This is a genomic window from Sorangium sp. So ce362 (genome assembly GCF_051519845.1).
Classification (GTDB): domain Bacteria; phylum Myxococcota_A; class Polyangia; order Polyangiales; family Polyangiaceae; genus Sorangium.
Genome location: NZ_CP150332.1, coordinates 2,045,345 through 2,070,147, shown reverse-complemented (window position 1 = coordinate 2,070,147; position 24,803 = coordinate 2,045,345). Strand labels below are relative to the sequence as shown.

At 72.7% G+C, this 24,803-nt stretch carries 18 protein-coding genes; 7 read left to right on the top strand and 11 right to left on the bottom strand.

Features of this window, described 5'->3' with window-relative positions:
* Positions 1–21: 21 nt before the first annotated feature.
* The 8 genes from WMF17_RS08245 to WMF17_RS08210 all read right to left on the bottom strand — a co-directional run bounded on the left by WMF17_RS08245 (position 22) and on the right by WMF17_RS08210 (position 7,598).
* Positions 22–651: a Uma2 family endonuclease gene (locus WMF17_RS08245; protein ID WP_437601425.1), complete on the bottom strand. Its 630-nt coding sequence runs from the start codon at positions 649–651 to the stop codon at positions 22–24.
* Positions 652–832: 181 nt separating this feature from the next.
* Positions 833–1,540 carry an acireductone synthase gene (gene mtnC, locus WMF17_RS08240; RefSeq protein WP_437601424.1) on the bottom strand — a complete coding sequence of 236 codons (708 nt, stop codon included), beginning with the start codon at positions 1,538–1,540 and terminating at the stop codon, positions 833–835.
* Positions 1,541–1,542: 2 nt separating this feature from the next.
* A complete protein-coding gene (locus tag WMF17_RS08235; protein WP_437601423.1) occupies positions 1,543–2,085 on the bottom strand; it encodes a 1,2-dihydroxy-3-keto-5-methylthiopentene dioxygenase in 543 nt (180 codons plus the stop codon).
* A complete protein-coding gene (locus WMF17_RS08230) occupies positions 2,082–2,720 on the bottom strand; it encodes a methylthioribulose 1-phosphate dehydratase (RefSeq protein WP_437601422.1) in 639 nt (212 codons plus the stop codon). The genes WMF17_RS08235 and WMF17_RS08230 overlap by 4 nt, the downstream gene beginning before the upstream one ends.
* 93 nt (positions 2,721–2,813) lie before the next feature.
* Entirely contained in the window at positions 2,814–3,890 is a 1,077-nt protein-coding gene (locus WMF17_RS08225; RefSeq protein WP_437601420.1) for a glycosyltransferase family 2 protein, read from the bottom strand.
* 331 nt (positions 3,891–4,221) lie between these two features.
* Positions 4,222–6,381, bottom strand: a complete 2,160-nt coding sequence (locus WMF17_RS08220; protein ID WP_437604225.1) for a vitamin B12 dependent-methionine synthase activation domain-containing protein — start codon at positions 6,379–6,381, stop codon at positions 4,222–4,224.
* Complete coding sequence (locus WMF17_RS08215) at positions 6,381–7,334, bottom strand: ArsR/SmtB family transcription factor (RefSeq protein WP_437601419.1); 954 nt, start codon at positions 7,332–7,334, stop codon at positions 6,381–6,383. The genes WMF17_RS08220 and WMF17_RS08215 overlap by 1 nt, the downstream gene beginning before the upstream one ends.
* Positions 7,335–7,385: 51 nt before the next feature.
* Positions 7,386–7,598 carry a hypothetical protein gene (locus WMF17_RS08210; protein WP_437601418.1) on the bottom strand — a complete coding sequence of 71 codons (213 nt, stop codon included), beginning with the start codon at positions 7,596–7,598 and terminating at the stop codon, positions 7,386–7,388.
* Between the two features lie 393 nt (positions 7,599–7,991).
* Here WMF17_RS08210 and WMF17_RS08205 point away from each other — a divergent pair, with 393 nt between their 5' ends.
* Together WMF17_RS08205 and WMF17_RS08200 are read left to right on the top strand one after the other, a co-directional pair.
* Complete coding sequence (locus WMF17_RS08205; protein ID WP_437648843.1) at positions 7,992–10,007, top strand: arylsulfatase; 2,016 nt, start codon at positions 7,992–7,994, stop codon at positions 10,005–10,007.
* An 80-nt stretch (positions 10,008–10,087) separates the two neighbouring features.
* On the top strand, positions 10,088–12,382 hold the full coding sequence (locus WMF17_RS08200; protein ID WP_437648842.1) for a multiheme c-type cytochrome: 2,295 nt from the start codon (positions 10,088–10,090) through the stop codon (positions 12,380–12,382).
* Between the two features lie 57 nt (positions 12,383–12,439).
* On the opposite strand, the gene WMF17_RS08195 is transcribed toward WMF17_RS08200, so the two are convergent.
* Positions 12,440–13,954, bottom strand: a complete 1,515-nt coding sequence (locus tag WMF17_RS08195) for a serine/threonine-protein kinase (RefSeq protein ID WP_437601414.1) — start codon at positions 13,952–13,954, stop codon at positions 12,440–12,442.
* On the bottom strand, positions 13,951–16,359 hold the full coding sequence (locus WMF17_RS08190) for a FecR domain-containing protein (RefSeq protein ID WP_437648841.1): 2,409 nt from the start codon (positions 16,357–16,359) through the stop codon (positions 13,951–13,953). Before WMF17_RS08190 ends, WMF17_RS08195 begins: the two co-directional genes overlap by 4 nt.
* 68 nt (positions 16,360–16,427) lie before the next feature.
* Here WMF17_RS08190 and WMF17_RS08185 point away from each other — a divergent pair, with 68 nt between their 5' ends.
* A complete protein-coding gene (locus WMF17_RS08185) occupies positions 16,428–18,191 on the top strand; it encodes an OmpA family protein (protein ID WP_437601411.1) in 1,764 nt (587 codons plus the stop codon).
* A 93-nt stretch (positions 18,192–18,284) separates the two neighbouring features.
* Positions 18,285–20,078: an adenylate/guanylate cyclase domain-containing protein gene (locus WMF17_RS08180; RefSeq protein ID WP_437601409.1), complete on the top strand. Its 1,794-nt coding sequence runs from the start codon at positions 18,285–18,287 to the stop codon at positions 20,076–20,078.
* Between the two features lie 126 nt (positions 20,079–20,204).
* Here WMF17_RS08180 and WMF17_RS08175 read toward each other — a convergent pair whose 3' ends face one another.
* Positions 20,205–21,485, bottom strand: a complete 1,281-nt coding sequence (locus WMF17_RS08175) for a serine hydrolase domain-containing protein (protein WP_437601408.1) — start codon at positions 21,483–21,485, stop codon at positions 20,205–20,207.
* Positions 21,486–22,681: 1,196 nt separating this feature from the next.
* Between WMF17_RS08175 and WMF17_RS08170 the strand changes: the two genes are divergently transcribed.
* The 3 genes from WMF17_RS08170 (at position 22,682) to WMF17_RS08160 (ending at position 24,772) form a co-directional block, all read left to right on the top strand.
* Complete coding sequence (locus WMF17_RS08170; RefSeq protein ID WP_437601407.1) at positions 22,682–23,014, top strand: hypothetical protein; 333 nt, start codon at positions 22,682–22,684, stop codon at positions 23,012–23,014.
* A gap of 111 nt (positions 23,015–23,125) precedes the next feature.
* Positions 23,126–23,269, top strand: a complete 144-nt coding sequence (locus WMF17_RS08165; RefSeq protein ID WP_437601406.1) for a hypothetical protein — start codon at positions 23,126–23,128, stop codon at positions 23,267–23,269.
* Between the two features lie 249 nt (positions 23,270–23,518).
* The gene (locus WMF17_RS08160) at positions 23,519–24,772 is read left to right on the top strand and encodes a hypothetical protein (protein ID WP_437601404.1); all 1,254 of its coding nucleotides are present in this window, start codon (positions 23,519–23,521) and stop codon (positions 24,770–24,772) included.
* Positions 24,773–24,803 lie beyond the last annotated feature (31 nt).

The following is a 24,803-nucleotide window of genomic DNA, read 5'->3' as shown; positions in this document are numbered from 1 at the left end:
GTCAGCTGAGCACGCCCGCTGTCACGGCCGGGAGGCGCCTGCCTCCGGCTCGTCCTCGTCGCCGAACAGGAGCCCGACCCGGAGCTCCAGCGCCTCGAACGGCTCCGCGCGCACGGGCTCGCCCGCGCCGGCGCTCAGGGTGAACAGGTAGCCTTCGTGCGCCCAGCGATAGACGATCAGGATCCGATTGGCCGGATCGAGGACCCAGTAATGGCCGACGCCGGCCGCGTGGTAGATGGTCCGCTTGTCTCCGAGATCGCGGGCGGCGGTCGAGGCAGAGAGCACCTCGGCGACCCAGTCGGGGCGCTCGGCGACCGCGCCGCCCGGGACTGCCTTGGGGAGCGCGGGGACGCGGTCGCGCCGCCAGCCGGCGAGATCGGGCCGCACCCCCTCGCCGGCGAGCTCGAGGTCGACCTCGGTCGAGAGCCACCAGCCGCCCGGCCGCCCGCCCTCGCCCGTCCGGCCGTCGAACGCGTCCAGGAGGGCGCCCAGCTTGCGCTGCGCGCGTCCGTGCTCCGGGCTCGGGACCGCCTTGTAGACGAGCCGGCCGTGGAGCAGCTCTGCTCCCCGATCGTCGGGCTCGGCGAGCCAGTCCGCGAGGGTGGCGCGCTCGGGCTGCAGCGCCCGGACTGCCGGAAGGATGACGGACATACGGGGAGGCTAGCGCCGTCTCGCGGCGGTCGCACAGCGCAGGCATGGGTGATGGGGTCATTTGAACATGAAGGCGGGAAGGCGGGAAGGCGGGAAGGAAATCATCAAGATCTTCCCGCCTTCCCGCCTTCATGGGACATCTCTCTGGGCAAATGCCCCCACCCCCCAGGCTTGCCCCCCGTTACCCCGGCTCCACCGCAATCTCGTCGAACCGCTCCGCCACCGGATGCCGGCTCCCCGGTTCCCGCGCCGTCCCCGGCCGGATCAGCTGCACCGTGCGCACCCCTGCCGCCGCCGCCGCGTCGAGCTCGGCCACGACGTCCGACAGGAACAGCACCTCGCCCGGGGGCAGCCCGAGCGCCTCCGCGATCCGCTGGTAAGCGCCCGCCTCCCGCTTCGGCCCGGTCGTCGTGTCGAAGAACGCCGTGAAGAGGCCTGTCAGGTCCCCCGAGGTCGTGTGCCGGAACAGCAGCTCCTGCGCCTCGACCGACCCGGAGCTGAACACGGCGAGCGTCACCCCGAGGTCCCGCCACCGCCGCAGCGCCGGCTCCACGTCCGCGTACACGTGGCTCCGGAGCCCCCCCGACTCGTAGGCGCTGCGCCAGATCTTCCCCTGCAGCGCCTTCAGCGTGGTCTCCTTGCGATCCTCGTCGATCCACGCGAGCAGCGCCGCCGCGAGCTCGCCGTCGCTCACCGCCTGCTCGCCCGCGCCCCGCTCGCGCGCCACCGCGCTCCGGGCGGCCTCGACCTCCGGGCTCCCGGCGTGGGCCGACACGTACGCGGCCAGATCCCGGCGCGCCACCGGGAACAACGTGTCGTGGACGAAGCGCACGTCGGTCGTGGTCCCCTCGATATCGACGAGCACCGCGCGCGCAGGGATCGCCGCCACGCTCACGCCGCTAGCCGCGGGAAGCGCGACGCGATGTCCGACCCGGTGTGCTCGGCGACCCACCCCCTCGGGTCCGAGAACCACCGGATGCAGGTGAACGAGGGCGCCGGCCCCATGTCGAACCAGTGCCGCGTCCCGGCCGGAACGCTGATGAGATCGCCCTTCTCGACGAGGAACGAGAGCACGCGCTCCCCCTGATGGATGCAGAACAGCCCTCGCCCCTCGACGAAGAAGCGCGCCTCGTCCTCGGAATGGATGTGCTCGTCCAGGAACTTCCGCCGGATCTCCGCGTGATTCGGGGTGCTCGGCGAGACCGAGATCACGTCCGCCGTCACGAACCCGCACGCCTCGGAGAGCTCCTTCACCGGGCCGGCGTACGCCTCGAGCACCTGCTCCGGCGCCGCCGACGGCGGCAGCGGGCGCTCGGCGGCCCAGCGTTCGAAGCGGATCTGCGACGCGGCGGCGACGCGGACGATGTCCTCGAACGTCGTGTGCTCCTCGGCCCTCGTGGGATCGTCCTCCCGGTAAACCCGCAGCAGGCTCATGAGATCCTCCCTTCCAGAAGCGCGCAGTCGAGCATGAACTCCAGCGCCTCGATATGCTGGATCGTGTCGGCGATGTCCGAGCCCCACGTGTAGAGCCCGTGGCCGGCGATGACGTAGCCGTGCACCGGCGGGTGCGCCGACATGAACGCTTCGACGTCCTCGGCCAGCTTCTGGATGTCCTGCGTGTTGACGAAGACGGGGAGGAGCACCGCGCGGTCGTGCGTCGCCACCCCGGAGAGCGCCTTCGCCACCTCGTAGCCCGCGAGGGTCACGTACCCCTCGTGCGCGCACCGGCGCGAGAGCACCGTCGCGGCCCGCGAGTGGGTGTGCGCGACGGCGCCGATCGCGCTGGAGCGCCGGTAGAGCTGGCAGTGCAGCGCCGTCTCGGCCGACGGGCGGCCCGCGGACGGTCCGGTCAGGCGGCCTTCCGCGTTGACGACCACGATGTCCGACTGGCCGAGCGCGCCCTTGGGCCGCCCGGACGCCGTGATCGCGATGGTGTCTTCGCTGAGCCGGGCGGAAAAATTGCCGCTCGTGGCCGGCGTCCAGCCGCGCTCGTGGCACCAGCGGGACAGCTCGATGAGCCCGGCGGCGACCGAGGAGAACGAGGCAAACGACATCCCGCGCACGCTCACCGCGCGACCATACCAAAGCGAGCGCTGTCAATCAACGCGCCCCCCGGCGGCGCGCGCCGCGGCGCCCGGCGATCGCCGCGCCGATCGCGCGCGTCACGAGGTGGGCAGACGGCCTTCCGCGCGCCGTCCAGCGCGGTCGCGCGCGCCGCGGAGCAGGCCGGCCCAGAACCCGAGCCCGTGCGCGGCGTGCAACGTGGGGAAGATGGCGCAGATCAAGGGGAAATCGCGGGGCGAGGCGCGGAGCGCGACCCGGAGCGACGCCGCGATGACGAGCGCGGCATACGCGAGCGACGCGAGCGCGAGCGCGGGGCGGACGGACGGCAGGAGCGCGGACGCGAGCGCGAGCAACGCGAGGGCCGTCACGAGGAAGAACGGCAGCATCGGCCGGAGCGACAGGAGCCTCCGGCGACGGAGCAGCGTGCGGGCGCGGCCCTTGCCGTAGGCGAAATACTGCCGCGCGAGCGCCGGGAGGGACGATCGCGGATAGTAGTACGCGACGATCTCCCGGGACAGGTACACCGCGCCGCCGGCCTCGATGATGCGCTGGTTGAGCTCGGCGTCCTCGTTGGTGATCGCGGCCGGGTCGTAGAGGCCGGCGATCTCGAACGCCTCGCGCCGGAAGGCGCCGTTGAAGACGGACTCGACGAATCCCTCGCGCGACGGGTCGCGGTAGGCCGAGCCGCCCACGCCGAGGGGGCTCGAGAGCGCAGCGCAGAGCGCCCGCTGAAAGCCGTTCCGGTGGCGCGGCCGCGCCGCGCCGCCCGCGTTGAGCGCGCCGGTCCTCCGGAGCGCGGCGACCGACGCGGCCACGTAGTCGGCGGCGTAGTCGGCGTGCGCGTCCATCCGGACGATCACGTCGCCTCGCGATCGGCGAATACCGAGGTTCATCCCCGCGGCCTGGATCCGGGCGGCGTTGTGGAGGAGCGTCACCCGCGGGTCCTCCGCCGCGACGCGGGCGACGATCTCGCGCGTCCTGTCGCTCGAGCCGCCGTCGACGACGAAGATCTCGAGAAGATCGGGTGGATAACGCTGCTCCAAAGCACAGCGAAGGACGTCCTCGATGTAGCGCTCCTCGTTGTAACAGGGAATGACGATGCTGCACCGCGGCCGCTCGGCGAGCGGGCGCAGCGAGAGGCGCCCGCAGAGGGGCGCGCCCGCCGACCGATCCATGAACTCCCCCCGGTCTCTCTCGCGGGTCGAACCGACCCGCCGATGGACTGCGCGAGAGGCGGATACAAGCGCGGGGCCAGGCGGTGTGGCGGGGTCGATCGGTGCAAACTGCGCTGCGCGGGAGGGCCGGGATCGCGGGTGAGCAGGCCGCTGGGCTCGGGCTGCACACCGGCGGGCGAGGTCATGCCGAGCTGCCCCGCCGCCCGCAGAGCGAAGAGGCCCTGTTCGCCGCGCGGGGTAGGACGGACGGCGGCGGGACCGCCGACCCCGGAGGATGAAACGCGCGGCCCGGCTCGACCTGAACCGTCAGCTCCTTTCGAGCCCAGAGGTGCTAGCTCGAAGCGTCGTAGTTGAGGTTCTGGCCGAGCCAGCGCTCGACGTCCGCGACGGTCATGCCCTTGCGCACGTGGTAGTCGACCACCTGGTCACGATCGATCTTCCCCAGGCTGAAGTACCGGGCCTGCGGGTGCGCGAAGTAGAGGCCGCTCACGCTTGAGCCGGGCCACATCGCGAACGACTCGGTGATCTGGATGCCGGTGTTCTTCTCGACGTCGAGCAGCCGCCAGAGCGTGCCTTTCTCTGTGTGATCCGGGCACGCAGGGTACCCCGCCGCGGGCCTGATGCCGCGGTATTTCTCCTCGATGAGCTCGCTCTTGGTCAGGTCCTCCTGCCGGCCATAGCCCCACTCGTCGCGCACCCGCTTGTGCAGGCACTCGGCGAACGCCTCGGCCAGGCGATCCGCGATCGCCTCGGCCATGATGGCGTTGTAGTCGTCGTAGCTCGCCCTGAACCGCTCGCACAGCTCCTTCAGGCCGATCCCGGAGGTCACCGCGAAGCCGGCGATGTGGTCCGGGAGGCCGGTCTCCTTGGGCGCGATGAAATCCACGAGCGACCGGTTCGGCTCGCCGTTCTCCCTCGCCGTCTGCTGGCGCAGGAAGTGAAGCCGCTCGAGCACCGTCGTGCGCGTCCCGTCCGCGTAGACCTCCACGTCGTCGCCCACGGCGCTCGCGGCGAAGAAGCCATACACGCCGCGCGCCGTCAGCAGCTTCTCCTCGATGATCCTGTCGAGCAGCGCGTTCGCCTCGGAGAAGAGCTGGCGCGCTTGCTCGCCGTACTTGGCGTGCTCCAGGATCCGCGGATAGACGCCCTTCAGCTCCCACGTGTGAAAGAACGGCGTCCAGTCGATGTACTCGCGCAAGGTGGCGAGCGGGAAATCCTCGAGCACGCGCGCGCCGGTGAACTCGGGCACCGGCAGGTCCTCGGCGCGCCACTCGATCCGCGTCCGGTTCGCGCGCGCGGCCTCGAGGGGGACGAGCTTGTGCTTCGGCGCCCTGTGAATCTGCCGGAGCCTCTCGTACTCGGCGCGGTGCTGGGCGACGAACGCCGGCTTGCCCTCCTCGCTCAGGAGGCTCGTCGTGACGGGCACGGCGCGGCTCGCGTCGACCACATGCACGACCGGCTCGCTGTAATGCGGGGCCACCTTCACGGCGGTGTGCGCCTTGCTGGTCGTCGCCCCGCCGATCACCATGTCCGGCGGCTCCAGATCGAAGCCCGTGGGCGAGAGCGGGTTGGGCAGGCCGGCGTTCGGGTAGCAGGAGATCGCGGCGCTGGACTTCTCCGAGAGCTCGGACAGGAACGGATACATCAGGTCCGGGCCGAGCGAGCAGTTCAGCCCGACGGCGAGCGGGTTCACGTGCTTCACCGCGGTCCAGAACGCCTCGACCGTCTGCGCGGAGATCATCGTCTCTCCGCCGCGCCCGACCGCCGCCGAGATCATCACCGGCAGGGTCTTGCCGTCCTTGTCGAACACCTCTCGAATGGCGACGAGCGCGGCCTTCGCGTTGAGCGAGTCGAAGATGGTCTCGACCAGCAGCACGTCGGAGCCGCCGGCGATCAAGGCGCGGATCTGGTGGACGTACGCCTCTTTCACCTGATCGAACGTCACGACGCGGAAGCCGGAGTCGTCGGCGTCCGGGGAGTTGGACAGGGAGACGGTGAGCGGGCCGATGGCGCCCGCGACGAACCGCTGCCGCCCGTCGGCGTTCGCCACGCGATCCGCCCATTCGCGGCACTGCCGCGCGGACTGTTCGTTGATCTCCCAGGAGAGGTCGTTGAGGAACGGGTCGTCGATGATCCCTTGATAGAAGGCGGGATCTTTCCGCCCGCCGTGCTCCCGCGGGTCGTCCACGAAGAACTCGCTCTGGGTGATGCTCGTCGCGCCGAAGGTGTTTGTCTCGATGATGTCCGCGCCGGCCTCGAGGAACCGCCGGTGGATATCGCAGATCATCTCCGGCTGCGTGAGCGTGAACAGATCACCGTTGTTCAGCAGGTCTTTCTTCGAATCCGCGAATCGCTTGCCCCGGATGTCCGCTTCCTTCATCCCGTAGGTGCGGATGGTCGTCCCCATCGCCCCGTCGATGATGGCGATGCGGCTCTGGAGGAGCTTCTGGAGTGGATGAAGGGGAGGCGTGGGGTTGTTGGACGGCCTGATCAGCCTCGCTTGGCGCTCTTGGAGGGACCCGGGGTCGGCTTGTCGGCGATGGCGAGCACGACCTGAAAATGTGGCTTCTTCGCCTCGCGGCAGGCGACGTCGGCCACGACGACATCGAGCCTCGCGCGGGTGAGCATGGCGCGGAGGTCGGAGGGCGAAAAGCCGGGGTGGCGCTCGCCGTAGGGCGCGGTGACCTCCCGCTGCTGGTGCGCGTCGAGCGACAGGATCACCAGCCGTCCGCCCGGGCGGAGCACGCGTGCGCACTCTTCCAGCGCCCGCGGCGGCTGCTCGGCGTAGGTCAGCGTGTGAAACACGAGGACCGAGTCGAAGGAGGCCTTCTGGAACGGCAGATCGTGGACATCGGCGACCTGGACGCGGACGTGGGGCAGGGTCGCGAATCGCTCTTTCGCGGCCTCGATCATCCGGCTGCTCGAGTCGATGCAGGTGAGCGAGCGGCAGTAGGGTGCGAGCGATCCGGCCGCCGCGCCGTCGCCCGAGCCGACGTCGAGGACGTCGCCGAGGCGGAGCAATGCGGCGAGGCCGACCGCGAGCGACTGCCACGTGCGGCCCGGGGAGTAGTGCCTCTCCATCTCACCGGCGAAGGACTCCGGGAGGCCACCGCGCCGCTCGGCGTCGAGCTCCAGGAGGCGCCGCTTGTCGCCTTCCAGGGTCGGGTCGGCCGACTTCGTGGCCTCATCGAGGAGGGCCTTCGCGGTCCCGGGCAGGGTATCGACCGCGAGCGCATAGAACGACTGCGGCCCCTGACGCCTGTCCCGGACGAACCCTGCCTCGCGGAGCCGCCCGAGGTGCGTCGAGACGCGCGACTGCGCGATGCCCGTCACGCGAACCAGATCCGTCACCCGCAGCTCGCGCTCGCGGAGGAGCACGCACAGCCGTATCCGGCTCTCGTCCCCGAGGAGGTTCAGCGTCTCGATGTACTCGGAAAGACCCATGTATCCCTGTATCTAGATGCGCGAATGTAATAGAACCCCCGCCTGTCGGAGTCAAGCGCGCCGGCACCCGAGGAGCACCGGACGCAGGCCGCCGAGCCGGGTCCGGGACACGGGCAGGACGGCTCCGCGGGGGCGAACCGCCGCGATCCGGGACCGGCGCACCAGCCCCAGCAGCTCGAGCTGCGCGGCCACCCGTCGCTCGTCGACGCTCAGCGCCTTCAGCATGTCGATCCACGGCTCCGCGGCGCGAGAATTGTCTTGCATAACGTCACTGCATCTGTTATAACGGACGAATGCATCCTTTCCTCGTGGCCACGCGAACGTTCGGTGCTCACTCGAGCGCCCCAGGCGCGTGCTGCCGAACGAGCACCTGTCGTTCTTGCTGTAGTTAGCCGCATGCGCCGCGGCGCGAGCTGCGGCGAGGAGAACAGCGAGGCAGCGCACCCGCGTCCACGGCGACGCGTCACGCTGCCGTTCGTCGTGACGGCCGAGCCACGCGGCTCATCACCGTCAGAGGCCGCCCTTCTCGTGGCGCGCCCCGCTGAGCTTTTGCCAGTGCGCGAACCGAGGCGTCCCTCCGGGATGACGGCGGAACCTCGCTTCCGACGACGTTCGACTCCGGCATGCGGCGCTTCCAGCACTCTCAAGGAGACAGGTATGAAGCGGTTCTTCGAACGTCACCGATGGATTGGTTCGGCGCTCGCGAGCGGGCCCTGGTTGTTGGCCATGCTGCTCGGCCCGATCGGCTGCCAGAGCGACGATGACTCGGGCAGCGGTGGCAGCGCCGGTCAGACCGGCAGCTCGAGCGGCGGGTCGGGTGGCTCCACGAGCAGCACCGGCAACGCCACGGGCGGCGCCGGCGGCGCTGCCGGGGCCGGCGGTGCAGCGGGCTCGGGCGGCGCTGCCGGGGCCGGCGGTGCGGGCGGGGCCGGCGGTGCTGGCGGGGACGGCGGCGCAGCGGGCGGCGGCGGTGCGGGCGGGGACGGAGGTGCTGCCGGGGCCGGCGGTGCTGGCGGGGCCGGCGGCGCTGCCGGGGCCGGCGGTGCAGCGGGCGGCGGCGGTGCGGGCGGCGGCGGTGCGGGCGGGGGCGGCACGGGCGCCGAGTTGCCCAACATCGTCACGATCGTGGCCGACGATCTGGGCTTCTCGGACCTCGGCGCGTTCGGCGGCGAGATCACCACCCCGAACCTCGATACACTCGCCGCCGAAGGCCGCATCCTCACCGGGCACCGCTCCGGATCGCTGTGCGCGCCGACCCGCGCGATGCTGGTCTCCGGCACCTATAGCCACTCCGTCGGGCTGGGCCGCATGGGCGGTGGTAGTGGACCGCAAGCAGGGCAGCCCGGCTACGAGGGCCACCTGACCGACAACGCGCTGTCCGTGGCCGAGCTCCTGAAAGACGCCGGTTACCATACGTACATCGCCGGCAAGTGGCACCTCGGCGACGCGGAGGATCAGAGCCCGGCGGCGCGCGGCTTCGAGAAATCGTACGTCCTGCTCGGCGGCGTGGCGACGTTCTTCAACGAGTACGCCGATCCGCCGACGTCCGCGCAGACCCGGCTCTATCGCGAGGACGGCGTGTACACGCAGCCGCCGCGCGACTTCTACGCGACCGAGCTCTACACGGACAAGCTCATCCAGTACATCGAGAGCAACCGCGCCGACGGCAAGCCGTTCTTCGCGTTCGCGACGTACACCACGCCGCACTGGCCGCTTCAGGCTCCGCCCGAGTACATCGACAGGTACCGCGGCCGCTACGACGCGGGCTACGACGCCATCCGCGAGCAGCGCCTCGCGCGGCTCAAGAGCCGCGGCATCATCCCCGAATCGTTCACGCCGAATCCCCGCTTGCCGAGCGGCGGCAGCAACCCGAAGACCTGGGAAGAGCTCGGGCCGGAGGAGAGGATCTACGAAGCGCGGCGCATGGAGATCTACGCCGCCATGGTCGAGAACCTCGACGCCAACATCGGCAGGCTGATCCAGTACCTCAAGCGGGTCGGCGAGTACGAGAACACCTTCATCTTCTTCCAGTCCGACAACGGCGCGGAGGGTGGCAATCGCGAGGGCTTCGCCGCCAGCGACCCGAGCCGCTCCGGGCCGGTGGTGAACACGCTCGAGAACCTCGGTCGACCGGGTTCGTACATCGGCGTCGGGCCCCGCTGGGCCGAGGTGAGCGCCACGCCGTTCCGGCTGTGGAAGAGCTACACGACCGAAGGCGGCATCGCCGTTCCGGCCATCGCACGGCTGCCGGGACAGCACCAGGCCAGGCCGCAGTTCGACGGAACCACGCACGTTGTCGATTTTCTGCCGACCGTGCTCGATCTGGCCGGTGTGCCCGATCCGGGGAGCACCTACAAGGACAGGGCCGTCGAGCCGATCAGCGGGCGCTCGATCCTGCCGGCGCTCGAAGATCGGGCGACCAGCGTGCGCGCGCCCGGTGAGAGGTTGATCTGGGAGCACGGCAACCACCGCTACGTGATCCGCGACAACTGGAAGCTGCTGTGGCTCAGCGCGCCTCATGGCCCGACGCCGCGCGCCTGGACGCTGTACGATCTGGCCACCGACCGCGGCGAGATCAACGACGTGTCCGCGGCTCATCCCGAGGTGGCGGCCGAGCTCGCCGCCGCGTGGACGCAGTACGCGACCGACCGCGGAGTCATCCTCACCGAGTAAACGCGCACCCCGCCGCACGCGAGACCCGGGCGTCTCTGCACGACCCGAGTCTCGCGGCGGTGCTCGCCTCCGCTCCTCTCATGGCTGATCCCCGGCTCATTCGTTGGTGGCCCCTCGCCGTCCTGACCCTGGCGCTCGCCGCGCTCGTGGTCTGGCGCGCGCCCACGAGCGCATCCTCCCTCACGCCAGCCGACGCCCCCACGGCGAGCGCTCCGGGGGCGAGACCCGGGGCGGGGCACGGCGACGCCGCGGAGGCCTCGTCGGGTACCGCAGAGCGGGTGAGCCCGGCGGAGGACTCGCCAGAGCGCGCAGCGGCCGGCTTCGTCGGCAGCGACCGCTGCGCGCCGTGCCACGCCGAAGAGCACGCCGCGTGGCAGGGCTCGCAGCACGCGCGGGCCATGCAGCACGCGAGCGCCGCCACCGTGCTCGGAGACTTCGGGGGGGCGCGCCTGCGTTACGCTGGGCTGGTCCACCGCTTCGATCGCCAGGACGGAAAATACTGGGTCACCACGGACGGCCCCGATGGCCAGCTGCACCGCTACGAGGTGTTGTACACCTTCGGCGTCGAACCGCTCCAGCAGTACCTCGTTGCCGGCCCGGGCGGACGCTTGCAGGTGCTGCCGTTTGCGTGGGACTCGCGCCCCAAAGCACGCGGTGGGCAGCGCTGGTATCACCTGCAAGAGCGCGACAGCGTGCGCGCCGGCGACGTGCTGCACTGGACCGCCGCCAGCCAGAACTGGAACCACATGTGCGCCGAGTGCCATTCGACGCACGTCACGAAAGGATACGACGCGGCCGCGGATCGCTTCACCACCACCTGGTCCGAGATCAGCGTCGGGTGCGAAGGCTGCCACGGCGGCGGCGCGCGCCACCTCGACTGGACCAAGGCTCGGACGTCGGACCCCTCGAAGGGCCTCGACGTGCGCTTCGACGAGCGTCAGGACACCACGTGGACACGGCTGCCCAGCGGCACCGCGCAGCGTGGCAAGAGGCCCTCGAGCGGCACCGAAAGCGCCACGTGCGCGTTCTGCCACAGCCGCCGCGAGACCCTCTCGCAGCCGCTCCGGCACGGCGCCCCGCTGCTCGACAGCGTCGCGCCCGAGCTGCTGACCGCGCCCTCCTACACGCCCGACGGCGTGATGAACGACGAGGTCTTCACCTACGGCTCATTCCAGCAGAGCAAGATGGCGCACGCCGGCGTGACGTGCAGCGACTGCCATGAGCCGCACTCCGGCCGTCTGCGCGCCGAGGGCAACGGCGTGTGCGCGTCCTGCCACGAACCGGCGCGCTTCGATGTCCCCGAGCATCACCACCACGCCGCGAACGGCAGCGTCACGCCCGGCGAGCACGCCGCTCCACGCTGCGTCGACTGCCACATGCCGGCGCGCACGTACATGGGCGTCGACGTCCGTCACGATCACGGCTTCCGGGTGCCTCGGCCGGATCTCTCGGTCCGCCTCGGGATCCCGAACACATGCACCGATTGCCACGCGCAGAAGCCCGCGCGCTGGGCCGCCGACGCCGTGCAAGCCTGGCTCGGCCGCCCCGCGCAGAGCTACCAGACAACCGCCGAGGTCTTCGCGCTCGCGCGCACCGCGCCCGGCGACCCGGCCGTCGCCGCCGAGCTCCAGCGGCTCGCGACCGACCGCGAAAACCCCGCCATCGCGCGCGCGACCGCGCTCGCGTCGCTGCGCGTCGCCCCGACGGCCGCGTCGCTCGCCGTCCTCCGCTCGGCGCTCGCCGATCCCGACCCGCTGCTGCGACGCGCTGCGCTCAGCGCATTGGAGGGCCACGACCCTCGTCGCGCCGCGGCCGTCGCCGCGCCGCTCCTCGCCGATCCCGTGCGCGGTGTGCGCGTCGAAGCCGCGCGCGTGCTCGCGGGCGTCGACCTCGGCGCCTTGCCCGAGCGCGCCGCGCGGGATCTGGACGGAGCGTTGCGCGAGTACATCGCCACGCAAACCCTCCACGCCGATCGAGCCGAAGCCCAGAACAACCTGGGCCTCATCTTCACCCGCACGGGCAAGCCGCGCGACGCCGAGCAGGCCTACCTCGCCGCGCTTCGCATCGAGCCCGGCTACGTCCCCACCTACGTGAACCTCGCCGACCTCTATCGCGCGCTCGGTCGCGACGCGGACGGCGTCGCGCTGCTTCGGCGCGGCATCACCCGCCTCCCCGAGCAGGCCGAGCTGCTCCACGCGCTGGGCCTCGCCCTGGTCCGGCAAGGCCACAAGGACCAGGCGCTCGAGCCGCTGAGACGCGCCGCCGAGCTCGCGCCCGAGCAGGCTCGCTTCCAGGCCGTCTACCAGGCCGCGCTGACCGCCTTGCGGTCATCCACCCCGGCGGCTCACGCCCAGCCTCCTCTCGGCCGGCCATGAGCGCCTGGTCGCTCGCCTGCGCGGCGTGCGGCCACGGCTGCCGCTCCGCGCCGCACTTCAGCGCCCGCGGCGCACGACCCGCGCGATCTTGCGCGACAGCACGTCCGGCGCCACCGGATACCGCGTCACATCCGCGGCGCCCGCCGCGACGAGGGCGTTCATCCTCTCCGAGGAGAGACCGGACGCGCACACGACCGCGCGCACGCCGGGCGCCGCGCGGCCGAGCGCTTCGAGCAGCGCGCACGCGGCCTCCACGTCGGCGCCGGCGTCGATCACCGCCACGCCGAGCCCCGACGCGACAAGCGCGGCGGCGTCGGGCACCTCGGCGAGGTGGATGCCCTGCGCGTCGAGCCCGATCTCGCACGCCTCGCTGAACCCCTGGCCCGCCGGCGCCAGCCGGAGCAGCGCGACGGCGTGCTCCGGGACCGGCGCGAACCGCGCGGTCTCGCCGTCCAGCCAGGGCTGCGCGCGCTCGCCCCGCCCCCCGAGCGGCACGTCCGCCTTGCGCTCGGGCAGCCGCCGCGCCTCCGCCTCCCGCGACATCGCCTCGTCGAGCCGCGCCCGCGCCGCCGCGGCGCTCTCCGGGCGCCGCTCCGGCAGCTTCGACAGGAGGTCCAGCCGGAGCCGCTCCAGGAGCGGCGGGACCGGCGGAGCCCCGGGCGGGCGGATCAGCGGCGGCGGGATCGAGAACATGTGCATCGCCATGAGCTCCACCGCAGGGAGACCGCAGAACGGCGGCGTACCTTGCAACAAAGCTGTAAGAATACAGCCACACGAGTAAAGATCGGAGCTCGGGCCCACGACGAGCGAGCGGCACTGCTCGGGGCTCATGTACTCCGGCGTGCCCGCGACCATGTCGCTCGAGGTGAGCGTCGGGCCGGCGTCGAGCGGGTCGTCGAGGTGCGCCAGGCCGAAATCGACGACCTTGGCGACGAGCTCCCCGTCCTGCTCCGCGAGCAGCACGTTCTCCGGCTTGAGGTCGCGGTGCACGATGCCGGACCCGTGCGCGGCGCCCACGCCCTCGAGGATGCCGGCGAAGATGGCCGTCGCCTCCGCGAGGCCCAGCAGCTCGCGCGGCGCCCGGAGCCGCGCGGCGAGCGACTGCCCCTTGAGCAGCTCCATCACGAGGTAGATCAGCTCGTCGCCGTCGTCCTCGTCGCCGCCGAGGTCGAGCACCTTGACCACGTTCCGGTGCACGAGCCTGGAGGCGGCGCGCGCCTCGCGGAGGAACCGCCGCCGGCTCTCCGGGAGCATCGCGATGTGCGGGTGCATCGTCTTCACCGCGACCGGGACGCCGAGCAGGACGTGCTCCGCCTCGTAGACCTCCCCCATCCCGCCCGCGCCGAGCAGCCGCACGAGGTTGTACTTGCCGCCAAGGACCCGCCCGACGCCCACCCGCTGCGACGGGCCCGCTTCGGGCACGTCCGAGGGGAGCGTCTCCGCGCCCGCCAGGCGGCCGGTGGACAGGTGAGGATCGGGCGCCGGCCGGGGGCCCAGCGCCCGCCCGCCCTTCAGCACGGTGCGGCCGGCGTCCCCGTCCGGCGGCCGGCGCGCGCCGTCGTCGGCGCTCACGGCGAGGCCTCGCGGAAGCCCACCGCGATCTGCGCCGTCACCGGGCCCTCGCCCGCCTCGCGCCAGGGGCTCACCCGCACGGAGAGCGCCCCGAACAGCGCGCCGCCGGCCTCGGCGCCCGCCGACAGGCCGGCGAACCCGTCGTTCGCCGCGTGGTCCCGCTGGACGAGGTGCAGATCCAGCGCGCTGTGCAGCCGGAGCCACGACGCGGCGTCGGCCGCCACGCCGGCCAGCAGGAAGCCCTGCGCCGCCGACGTGGTCAGCTCACCGCCGCCCGCCGCGCCGCCCTCGGCCCCCTCGCCGCCCGCGGCGCGGAGGCGCGCGCCGAGGTCGACAACCCACGTCAGCCGGCCCGCCGCGCCGCCGAGCGCGACCCCGGGCTCGATGCGGACAGGCGGGCTCCCGTCGGCCAAGGGCACGCCGAGGCGGAGCGTGGGGCCGAGCTCGAGCTCCGAGCGCCCGAGGCGCAGGACGCGGTAGCGCGCGCCGATCCAGCCGGCGCTGCCCACCCCCTCGCCGTCGCCGGCGGGGTTCGATCGCAGCGAGATGTCGAGCCCCAGCGGTCCGACGGCGCCGCTCGCGCGCACCTGCCCCGCAGCGACCCAGTCGCCCCCGGAGCGCACCGCGGCCGCGCCGACGGCGACCACGGCGGGCGGCGTGGGCGCGAGCCAGAGCACGTCCGTCGACACGGACACCGGCAGGAGCGGGAGGTACGCGCCCAGCACGGGCGCGGCCGGGGCCGCCGGGGGCGCCCGCGGCGGCGCTCGCGCCGGCCCCGGGGCGGCGGGCAGCTCGGCGTCGCTCGTGCCGAGCACACCGCCGCGGCCGTCCGCCACGTCGATCCGGACGCGCAGCGGCTCGTCAGGGCGCATCGCCGCCCGGGGCAGCGGGATCCGCGCGACAAGCGCTCCGCCGCGCTCGCCGCCGGTCAGCGCGGCGGAGCGCACCCCGCCCGGCAGGTGGGCGAAGATCCGCGGCGCCACCCGCTGCGCGACGTCGATCCCCGCGAGCCCTTCGAGCTCCACCCGCGCCTCGAGCGCCTGCCCGTCCGCCGTCGCCACGCGCGCAGCCCGGAGCGTCGCGCCCACGTTCGTGTACCGGACCGGGAGCGACGTCACCGCCGCGGGCGCGGCGCTGCCCCGCTCGCGCAGCCGGAGCTCGCGCGGGGCGCGCTGGAGGAGGTCGATGCGCTCGGGGATCGGGCCGAACGGCCCGTCGTCGAGCGACAGCTCGAGCGCGGGGGTCGGCGTGAGCTCGATGACCCCGTAGGGGTTCGCGGTGATCTCCCGCGCCGCCGGGGCGACGCCCCCCGAGACCCGCGCGGCGACGAGGTGGAACGTGCGCACCGCGCCCACCCCCAGGTACTCCTCCCGATCGATGACCCGGACCCGGAGGAAATAGGCGCCGGCCGGCATCTTCTCCGCGCGGAAGGACACGACGTCCGGCTTCACCTCCTCGCGGACGATGAGGTCGTTGAGCTCCGGGTCGCGCGCGACCTCGACGCGGTAGCCGGCCGCCCCGGGCGCGGGCTGCCACGACGCCGACAGGACGCCGAGCCCCCCCGGCGCGAGCGCGACAGGCGCGGCGTCCGCGGTCGTCCACGCCGGCGGCGGCGGCAGCGGGCGCGGGCGCGCGGGCGGCGACCTGTCCGCGAACCGGGTGCCATGATCCTTCGGGACCACGACGGAGGTGCCGCCCGAGCTGACGCCCGCCTTGCCGTCGAACACCGCGACCGTCGTGCGCTCGCCGCGCCGCTGCACCACGGTGTCCCGCGACGACGCGCTCACCCGGCCGCCCCCGCCCGTGGCGACCTCGACCGACTGGCCGCGCAGCGCGGCGAGCGCTGCCTTCACCTCGCCGTCCGCGAGCTCGACGGCCGCCGGCGGCGTCTTCGATACCCGGGTTCGGCTCGCCGTACCGTAGATGACGACGAGCGTATTGGGCGCGAGCAGCACCCGAGTCCGATCCACGAACTCGATATCTGCGCGCCCCTCATCCAGCGTGTTGACGCTCGAGTTCGTGAGGAGCGGCAGCCCCGGCGTCGCGGGCGACCAGGCGCCGGCCGCCGGGCGCGCGCGCACGTCCGGGTGCATCGACCGGATCTTCGCGTCGGGGATCGACGTCACCTCGGCGGGGAGGACGAGCGTGAGCCCCTCCGCGAGCGTCGTGCCCGGGCCGCACGCAACGCGGTTATATCGATGGATCAGCCCAACGTGCCTGGGCGAGCCGTAGAGGACCTCTGCGATGTGATCGCACGTCTCTCCTCTCTGCACGCCCCATTGGATGACCGCCTCTGGATATCCGGGCGTCGGCTCTGCGGCGCTCGACGCGCCGACGTAACCAACGTGGCTGGCGCAGCCGAGGAGCACCGCGACAGCGACGGACTGGCCATTTGACGGTGCCACGCCCGCCGCACGCTACCGGATCGAGATCGGCGTTGCAAGAGACCAGGCAATGGGATACGAGCAGACCGATGGCGTATTGGTCGGCGCGCGTCATCGCGCCCCTCCTGGCCTCCTCGCTCCTCGTCGCCGCCGCCTCGGCTTCCATGCCGGCCGCGGCGCAGGAGGCCACCGCGCTCGACAGGCTCGCTCCCGCGCCCGCGGGCGACGGGTTGTCCACCGTCCCTTCTGCCGGCGTATCCGGCGAGCTCCGGCCGGCGGTCGGACTGCTACTTTCCTATTCATATCAACCGCTCAGCCTGCGCGGGACAGCGCCTGCAGGCGCTGTAACGTGGGTGGACCGGCAGGCGATCCTCCATGCGCTCGCGAGCGTCGAGCTCCTGCGCCGGGTCAAGCTCGACCTCGACGTGCCGCTCGTGCTGGACCAGGGCGGCGCGTCCGGCGCGCTCGGGGACGTCCGCGTCACGGCGCCCGCCGGCGGCGCCGCCCTCGCCGATCTCCAGCTCGGCGGCAGGGTGGCGCTCCTGCCCCAGGAGGGGCTCCGGCCGGCGGCGGCGCTCGGGCTCTCCGTCTGGCTGCCGACCGGCGACGCGTCGGCGTTCGCCGGCGCGGGCGCCGTGCGCTACGCGCCGCGGGTGATCGTGGGGGCGGAGCACCCGGGCTTCCTCTGGGCGGCCTCGGCGGGGGGCCGGTTCCAGCCGGCCTCGGCGGACAGCCTGACGGGCAGCGAGGTCTTCTTCTCCGCAGGCGCCGGCGTCCGCAAAGGCCCGCTGCAGCTCGGGTCGGAGCTCTCCGTGTGGGCCGCCGCCGGCGAGGCGTCGGCGCTCCGGGTCCCGGGCCGCGCGGGGGCGGAGCTCCTGCTCACAGCGCGCTGGTCGCTGGGCCCGCTCACGCTGGACGCGGGCGCCGGCCCCGGCTTCGGGCGGCTGCCCGGCACGCCGAAGGCGCGCTTCTTCGCGGCGCTCGGCATCGCCGCCGACGTCCTGCCGGCGGCGACGGCCCCCGCCGCCTCCCGGGTCCCCGCGGCCGCGCCTGCGGGGGCGGGCGGCGGCCGGGGCGCCGCGCGGGCGCCGGCTCCGGTCGCCGATCTCGACGGGGACTCGGTCCCCGACGCGGAGGACGCGTGCCCGCGGGTCATCGGCGAGGCGCGCCCGCCGGCCGCGGGCGCGCGGCCGGGGTTCCGGCGCGGCTGCCCGCCGGACCGGGACGAGGACGGGATCTACGACATCGACGATCGCTGCCCGGACGTGCCGGGGGTGAGCAGCGCCGCCGCGGACGGCGCCCCCGGGAGCGCGGGGTCGCGGCCCACGTCGAAGCACGGCTGCCCCGCGGACACGGACGGCGACGGCATCCCCAACGCGACGGACGCCTGCCCCTACGAGCGCGGCAAGCCGAGCGAGGACCGCGCGACGCACGGCTGCCCGTTCGCGGTGCGCATCGAGGGCTCGCAGATCGTCATCCTGCAGCAGGTCCAGTTCCCGACCGGCAGGGCCGAGATCGAGCCGGAGAGCTTCGAGCTGCTCTCCGAGGTCGCGGCGGTCCTCGAGGAGCACCCCGAGATCGCCCGGGTCGCGGTCGACGGCCACACGGACAACCAGGGCAACGCTCAGGCGAACCTGAAGCTCTCGCAGCGCCGCGCGCTCGCCGTCGTCGCGTGGCTCACGGCGCACGGCATCGACGCCCGCCGCCTCGAGGCGCGCGGCTTCGGCGCGCGCCGGCCCATCGCCGACAACCGCGCCCCCGACGGCCGGGCCAGGAACCGCCGGGTGGAGTTCCAGATCCGCAAGCGCACGGACGAGGGCGCGGCCGGCTGGAAGGACGGCCCGCTTGAGTGACCCGACGCGCGACGCGGCCGGCGTGCGGCCCTCGCCGCCACCGGCCGCGGGTGGGAATGACCGCAACACCCGGCCGCGCGCCGAGGCCTCCGCGTGAGGGCGCTCTCGCTCAAGACGAAGGCGATCGCGCTGTTCGCGGGGGTCGCGCTCGTCCCCGTGGCCGTCGCCGTGACGCTCCTCGCCGACGTGAACCGGCGCGCCGTGCGGACGTCCGAGGAGAGCTTGCAGGCGGCGATCCTCTCCGAGGTGGCCTCGGCCTCGATCCAGCTCGTCCGGGACGTCGAGAGCGACGTTGTCGCGGCGGCGGCCATCTTCGGCCACGCCGCGGGCGGCGCGATCCGGGACGAGGACGCTGTCGCGTCGGTGCGCGCCCTCGTCGCGACGCGCGCGCTGATCGACGCGGTGCGGCTGGAGGTGCCCGACGCGGGGATCAGCACCGTGATCCGCAAGGCGTCGTCCGGCGCCGACGTCCCCTCGGCGCCGGCTGCGCTGCGCCGGCTCGCGGACGAGCGCGGGGTCGGCTTCGGCGTGGTCGGGCCGGCCCGCGGCCTCCTCGTGGCCCGCGTGCGGTCCTCCGGCGACGCGAGCGCAGACCCGGCCGGCGCGCCGCCGCCTTCCCCGCGCGGCCCTGCCGGCTACGTGGTCGCGGAGGTGGCGCTCGACGCGCTCGGGCGCGATCTCGCGGCGATCGCCGAGCGGCGCTTCGGCGGCCGCGAGGTGCGCCTGCTCATCGCGGGCCACGACCGCCGGGCGATCGCGGCTTTCGGCGTGCCGGGCGCCGCGCCGGGCAGCGACGTCTCCGCCTTGCCGCTCTGGGGCAAGCTCCCGCCGGGCGCGGTGTGGACCGACGAGATCAGCGTGCTCAGCCCGCACGACGAGGGTGACCAGCGGATGATCGGCGCCATCGAGACGCTGCCCGACCTCGGCTGGGCGGTCGCGATCTGGCGGCCGGAGCCGGTGGCCTTCGCGGCGCTCGACGAGATGCGGCGCCGCGGCCTCGCGGTCGCCGCGGGGGCGCTCGTCCTCGCGCTCGTCCTCGCGGTCTTCACCGCCCGCCATGTCACGGGCCCGATCCTCCACCTCGTCGCGCAGGCGCGGCTCATCGGCGCCCGGCGCTGGCGCGAGATCGCGCTCGGCGAGGGGCTGCGCGGGCGGCGCGACGAGATCGGCGAGCTCGCGGCCTCGCTCGGCCGCATGGCCGAGGATCTCGAGCAGGGCGAGGCGGAGATCGCCCGGGAGGCGAAGCTCCGCGGCGATCTCGGCCGGTTCATGGACAGGGCCGTCGTCGACGCGATCGTGCGGGGCGAGCACCCGCTCGCGCTCGGCGGCAAGCGCGCGGCCGTGTCGGTGCTCTTCGCCGACGTCGTCGGCTTCACGCCGCTCGCCGAGTCGCGCGACCCCGAGCGCATGGTCGCCCTCCTCAACGAGCTCTTCTCGATGCTCACCGAGATCGTGTTCCGGCACGGGGGCACGGTCGACAAGTTCATCGGCGACTGCGTCATGGCCGTCTGGGGCGCCCCGCTCGCGCAGGCGGATCACGCGCGCCGCGCGCTCGCGGCGGCGGAGGACATGATGCGCTTCCTCGAGACGGCGAACGAGGAGTGGCGCGAGAAATACGACATCGAGGTCCGCCTCGGCGTCGGCGTGAACTCCGGAGAGGCGATCGTCGGCAACATCGGCTCCGACAAGCGGATGGAATACACGGTGATCGGCGACGTGGTGAACGTGGCCTCGCGGCTCGAGGCGATCGCGGCGCCGAACCAGGTGCTGGTCTCCGAGGCGACAAGGGCCCTCGCCGGCGACGCCTTCCCCCTGCGCGCGCTGGGCGAGCGCAACCTCACGGGGCGCCAGACGACGACGGCCGTCTATGCGCTCGATCCGGACTGAAGGACCGGACGCGATCCCTCACGATCCGCCGATCGGCAGCTCGACCGTGAGCGTCGCGCCCTGCCCTGGCGCGCGGATCGGCATCCTCAGGTCGACCCGGGAGAGGGAGCGCTGCGGCGCGGGCGATCAGTCATGAACCGCGTTGATGATGCCGTCGAAGAACTCGGCGCAGCCGATGTCGTCGAGCATCCGGGCCCAGCCGATGTCATCGAACGGCTGCGGCAGGCCGTGGTTGGTCAGGAGGACGCCGATGATCTCCAGATCCGGGTCGACCCACATGAACGTGCCGGCGCCGCCCGCCTTGCCGTAGGAGCGCGGCGACAGCCGCATGCCGCCGCTCGAGAAGCGGCTCGTCCAGAGCTCCCAGCCGAGGCCCTTCGGGGTGTAGAGCAGGTTGTTGATGGGCGAGGTGTCGGTCGCCGCCGCCGTCACCTGGGGCGTGTTGTTCTTCTTCATCTTGCGGACCAGATCGGGCCGCAGGACCTCGACGCCGCCATAGGCGCCGCCGTTCAGGATCATCTGGCAGAACACGGCGATGTCCCTCGCCGTGGAGAAGACGCCGTCGCAGCCGGTGACGCCGCCCAGCGCGAAATCCTGCTCGTCCTGCACCTCGCCGCGGACGACGCAGTCCCGGATGCTCGAGTACCCCGTGGCCGCGATGCGCTCGACGAGCGCCGGGGGCGGGCAGTACATCGTGTCGTTCATGCCGAGAGGACCCCAGATGCACCCGCCCGCGACGGTATCGAGATCTTCCCCCGCGGCGGCCTCGATCATGCACCCCAGGAGGCGGTACGTGAGATCGCTGTAAAGCACCGACGTACCCGTCGGGTACTCGAGCGGCGTCTCGGCCATGAGAGACCACACGGTCTCGGCGTCCGGCTCGTCGAGGCGCTGGTTGTCCATCGGCAGACCGGCCGAGTAACGGAGCATGTCGTAGACGGTGACGGCCCCCTTTCCGTTGGCGGCGAACGCCGGCAGGTAGCTGGCCACCGGATCGGTCAGCCGGATCACCCCCTCTTGCACGAGCGCGAGCGCCGACGCGGCCGTCGAGAGCACCTTGGTCATCGATTGCAGGTCGAAGATCGTGTCGAGCGTCACCGGCTCGTCGGCGCCGGCGACCTTGCTGCCGAAGGCCCGCTGACCCACGATGACTCCACGCCGCGCGATCAGCGCCGTGGCGCCCGGGAACAGGGCGTCGTTCACCCGGCGCTGGATCCGCGCGAAGACGTCCTCCAGCCGTTCGGAGCTCATGCGCACGTCCTCGGGCCGCCCCGCGGTGAGCGTGGTGCAGGAGCTGCCTCTCCACGGGTTCGAGCCGAGCGCGGGCGGCGCGGCGGCCACCGCGGCGAGCTGGGTCATCCCTTGCAAGAACTGCCTGCGGTTGAACGCTCGTCGTTGTTCGGTCATGGCGCTTCCCAACCTTGCTTTCATGAAGAACGAATGATTCCACGATGCCGCCCGGCAGGGCCCGGAGCGTATTCAACGTGGGCGTCTGACGCGAGGAATCGCAAATTGCACGCCAGCGCTGCCTGCCTTCTCTCCTTCGAGCCCGATCGCCGACAAGATCGAAGTTCTCGCTGCCTCTTCAGCCCCGCGGCTGGGCGCGTCGCCTCCGATTGAGCTGGCACGGCGGGAATCGACGCGCAATCGATTGCGGGAAGACGCAAGCAGATGTGCGCTCCCCTCGACATCCAGGACGACCGCGGACGGGCGTGGACGAATGCACGGCACGTTTCCGACCGCGCTTCGAGGCGGGGTGGCCGGCCGCTGACACGGCATTCGAGCGTCGCTCCTCCGGCGCTGCCGCGCCGCTCGACGGCCCGTCCTGGAGGCGCGATCGCCGCGGACGGCACCTCTCGAGGTGCGCCACACGACATCTGACGGCCAGCGCGAGAGGAGACCTCCGCGCGCGCTCGGTCGAGGGCAGCCCCGCGATCTGCCCGCTACCCCGTCCGCCGCGCTCATCGCCGGCTCCGATTTGTCTCCTGCCAAACAGCTCTCACAGGTCGATTGGATCGATTGGAGAGCAGCGTGACCGATTCGCTGCCATAGCAGGATATCGACGGTGCTGCCCTGTGGCGAAGCCGCCGCGCGCCGCGCTCCCCTCATGTCCTTTCGCCCCTCAGGACGGGCGGGTGGCCCGCCCGCGCTGAGCCCCGGCTCGGCGGGCCAGCGGTGCGCCCGGACCGAGCCGCACCAGCGACCGCCGGTGCTCCGCTGTCGCGTCTGCATGCCCCAGCATGCAACTGCATGCTCCGGCATGCAACAGAGCTCCTGCGGAGATATGACCGCAGAGGATTCTTTCCGCATCGCAACCGAAGCGTCGCGTCCATGCTGCAGGGCGCCGGAGCGGATGGCGGTCATCCATTGCGGGTGCTCCTCGGCGCGGTCGATCGCCGCGCTGCCCGCGGGACCTCCCGGGGCGATCTCGAGTTTCGCCCCACGATCCGCGGCTCCGCGTACGCTGTTGAATCTCGTCTCGACGTCACGGCCCCGGCGAGGCACTCAAGTCTCGCGTTCTGTCCGGCGTTGGCGCTGCGCTCGTCGCTCTCAGCCTGTCGACCACCGCGCTGGCGTCGTGGTCCACCCCGGCTCCCACCGACGTGCCCGACTACACGAGCGTGTCCGGCGCCGTCGGCCTCATCACCGCCCAGATCACGGACATCATCGCGCTGGTCGGCGTGAGCGCCGAGGACATCAAGGTCGTATATCTCGACGATATCCTCTCGGGCGACGAGCTCGTGAACGTGAACAACACGCTGAACAACCTGCTGGTGAAGCTTCAGCTCGTCAGCCGTCAGAACTCGCTGGACAGGATCGACCTCCTCAACAACGTGAAGATCGGCGACATCCTCAGCGACAACGACGTCGACCTCAAGGATGTCGTCGCCGTCAAGGTCTTCGACGAGGGCAAGGGCCTCGTCTTCGGCAAGTAGGACGCCTGCATCGACGGCGCGGGGCGCCGGCATCACGAGATCGAAGCCCGGGAGGCGCGCTGCCTCCCGGGTCACGGCATCCACGCCTGCATCGGCGCGGCGCTGGCCCGCATGGAGGCCCGCGCGGCGCTCGAAGCGCTTGTCGCGCGCTTCCCCCGGGTCGAGCGCGGCCCCGGCGCGATCGTCTACAATCGCACGCTCACCGTGCGCGGCCCGGTCGCCCTGCCGCTGCGGTTCATCGCCGGGCCGGCGTGACGCGCGCAGACGAGGGTGACTGAGGTGCGTCACCCGCTCTCGACGGTCGTGGCAAGTCGCGGCAAAAAGCCCTCCCGCGCGTGCTCATCTTGACAGAGGGCGCGCCCGCGCTATCCTCGGCACACCGGTCAGGAACAGGATCCGTCATTCCACCGACCGCCGAGTCATGACGGGCCGCGCAAGCGCCAGGCGACGATAGACCCAAGGATGTCCCCGAGCCTCCCTGGCCGGGGATGACGAGGTCGCGCCATGCGAAAGGCGGAAATCGACGCCCTGGTGCGCGCGCATCGGGGCCGTGCCCGTCCCGTCGCGTTCTTTCACGTGCTTCGCCAGCCGGCGCTCGAGCCGGACGATCATGCCTTCTTGTCCGAGCACATCGAGGAGCTCGGGACATCCGATCTCCTGCGCTGGAGGGCGCGGTGCGAGAGCGGCTTCAGCGGGCCGGTGATCCAGCAGCTCGCCCGGCTCGCGATCCGGGATCCCGCGCACTTCCAGCACGAGGTGCTGGGCGTGCCGCGCCTCACGCTCGACGAGGAGGAGTGGATCGAGCTCTCGGATCTCGTGCGCGGCAAGGTCCCGGCGGGGATCTACGAGCGCGTGCTCGCGCGCTGCAAGCGCGAGCCTGTGCAGTGGGCCTCGGGGTTCGTCTTCTCGCCCGGGGTCTACCGGGGGCTGCCGCCGCTCCTCGACGGCGACGAGCTCGACGGCCTCGGCGCGGAGCGCCCCGCGCTGCGCGATCTGCCGGTCGCGAAGATCCTCGCGGCGCGGCGGGCGGGGGTGCTGTCGCTCGACGACGGCGCGCTCGCCGCCCTGGCGATGGAGCGCGCGCGCGGCTCGGACGAGGACTGGAGCGTCGATATCCCCCATTTCCCCGCGGTGCTGCGGGACGCGATCCTCGAGAAGGCGCGGCGGACGCCGCGGGGGGCAGAGCGGGCGAACCTGCTCGGCTGGCTGGAGGCGCACGGCGTGGCGAGGGCCGCGCTGATGGATATCGCGCTCGGCGCGATCCGGGCGGGGGGCGACGCATATGCCCTGCTCCCGTGGCTCGCGCGTCAGCTGACGACGCGGGCCGCCTGGGACAAGCACGGTCTGGAGACGCTCTCTGCGCTGATGTCGAGGCGCGCCTTCTCGGAGATAGGCGAGCTCGTGACGCTCGCGTGGAGCGACGCCGGCCAGGGCGGCAAGGAGGTCTCCCGCGGCTTCCTGGAGGCGATCCAGGTCGCCTTCGCGCTGGTCCTCCTCGGGATGGCGCGGGAGGCGCTCGCGGCGGGCCGAAAGGCAGGCGCGACGGCGGCGCTCTCGGCGCTCGCGTGCCTCGACCCGCCGTCGCGGGTGAGCCGCGCGGTCCACGAGCTCCGGCGGGTCCCGGGCGCGAGCGAGGATGAGGATGTCGTGGAGCTCATCGCCGTGAACGAGCGCCTCGTGAAGCACAGCGACGCACGCGACGCCTCGCTGGAGGGGTTCGTGGCCGCCCTTCACGCGATCGCCGACGCGTCCTGCTGAGCGCCGCCGGCGCCGCGCCGCGCGCGGGGGC

What these genes read in the sequence shown, in the direction of transcription:
- WMF17_RS08185 (WP_437601411.1), top strand. Translation starts at nt 16,428, where the DNA reads ATGGCGTATTGGTCGGCGCGCGTCATCGCGCCCCTCCTGGCCTCCTCG.
- WMF17_RS08215 (WP_437601419.1), bottom strand. Translation starts at nt 7,334, where the DNA reads ATGGGTCTTTCCGAGTACATCGAGACGCTGAACCTCCTCGGGGACGAG.
- WMF17_RS08235 (WP_437601423.1), bottom strand. Translation starts at nt 2,085, where the DNA reads ATGAGCCTGCTGCGGGTTTACCGGGAGGACGATCCCACGAGGGCCGAG.
- WMF17_RS08210 (WP_437601418.1), bottom strand. Translation starts at nt 7,598, where the DNA reads ATGCAAGACAATTCTCGCGCCGCGGAGCCGTGGATCGACATGCTGAAG.
- WMF17_RS08200 (WP_437648842.1), top strand. Translation starts at nt 10,088, where the DNA reads ATGGCTGATCCCCGGCTCATTCGTTGGTGGCCCCTCGCCGTCCTGACC.
- WMF17_RS08160 (WP_437601404.1), top strand. Translation starts at nt 23,519, where the DNA reads ATGCGAAAGGCGGAAATCGACGCCCTGGTGCGCGCGCATCGGGGCCGT.
- WMF17_RS08245 (WP_437601425.1), bottom strand. Translation starts at nt 651, where the DNA reads ATGTCCGTCATCCTTCCGGCAGTCCGGGCGCTGCAGCCCGAGCGCGCC.
- WMF17_RS08165 (WP_437601406.1), top strand. Translation starts at nt 23,126, where the DNA reads ATGGAGGCCCGCGCGGCGCTCGAAGCGCTTGTCGCGCGCTTCCCCCGG.
- WMF17_RS08225 (WP_437601420.1), bottom strand. Translation starts at nt 3,890, where the DNA reads ATGGATCGGTCGGCGGGCGCGCCCCTCTGCGGGCGCCTCTCGCTGCGC.
- WMF17_RS08175 (WP_437601408.1), bottom strand. Translation starts at nt 21,485, where the DNA reads ATGACCGAACAACGACGAGCGTTCAACCGCAGGCAGTTCTTGCAAGGG.
- WMF17_RS08205 (WP_437648843.1), top strand. Translation starts at nt 7,992, where the DNA reads ATGAAGCGGTTCTTCGAACGTCACCGATGGATTGGTTCGGCGCTCGCG.